The organism is Citrobacter youngae (assembly GCF_003818115.1).
Taxonomy (GTDB): domain Bacteria; phylum Pseudomonadota; class Gammaproteobacteria; order Enterobacterales; family Enterobacteriaceae; genus Citrobacter; species Citrobacter youngae.
Genome location: NZ_RPOI01000055.1, coordinates 1 through 849 on the forward strand (window position 1 = coordinate 1; position 849 = coordinate 849).

Genomic DNA, 849 nt, shown 5'->3' on the forward strand with positions numbered 1-849 from the left:
CCGGACTGTTTTTAAAATGGGTCATGTCCGCCAGCGTTTTATTATCGTATTGATCTTTGTAACGTAACTCCGGTAATCCCGCCATTTTCCGATAAAAAGCGTAATCCTCATGGGTCACCTTGAAACGACCGATGGAATAGCTGCTCAGCGTCACTTCATGCACGGGTTTGGTATCTTTTTCCGGTGAACAGCGCGCGCCCTCACCGTGCGTGCGGGAGCAAAAATCCCCCATCCAGAATGTGCCGCCCGGAATAAACACCAGATCGCCGGTAATGCGTTGCAGATATTGCGCTAATTCAGCGTTATCCTGCGCCGCCGGCTCCGGTTTATCGCAACCGCTCAGCAACAGCAACAACGCCAGGCTATATTTTCCGACCTTCATTTCACCGCCTCCGCAGCGTTCACCACACAGCGGACGGTGGTGCCATCGGGGTAAGGCTTGTCCTTGATGGCATAGCCGCGAAAAAAGGTCAGGCCCACATCAAACCCGGGAGAAGGATTGTCACCTCCGCGGCGGACCTTCATATATTGCCCATTATCGTCATCCAGGATGACGCCCTTCTCCGGGCCCTGCGGATCCTGGCGCGGAGATTTCGCGTAATAGTCCGGGTCATACCAGTCGCTCACCCACTCGTAGCCGTTCTCTGCCATGCCGTACAGCCCGCCGGGGGTCGGCGGATAGCGATCGACGGCATAACGCACTAAGAAACTTTCCACGCCAGTGGCCTCTTCCGTAGCCTGCCGGTCCTCGCTGGTGGCGTAGTTTTCACCGCGACCGGTTTTCTCATCTTCACGCCAGTCGCCGTCATCCGTTGCCACCAGAATATACTGACCCCGGTCACGCGCCGC

2 protein-coding genes are annotated in these 849 nt (G+C 56.4%); both read right to left on the reverse strand.

Features of this window, described 5'->3' with window-relative positions; genetic code table 11:
- The coding region (locus EHN13_RS23925; protein WP_148085791.1) for an SUMF1/EgtB/PvdO family nonheme iron enzyme at positions 1-382 on the reverse strand (382 nt) is incomplete at its 3' end.
- On the reverse strand, positions 379-849 hold a 471-nt coding region (locus tag EHN13_RS23930), incomplete at its 5' end, for an SUMF1/EgtB/PvdO family nonheme iron enzyme (RefSeq protein WP_148085792.1). The genes EHN13_RS23925 and EHN13_RS23930, both read right to left, overlap by 4 nt.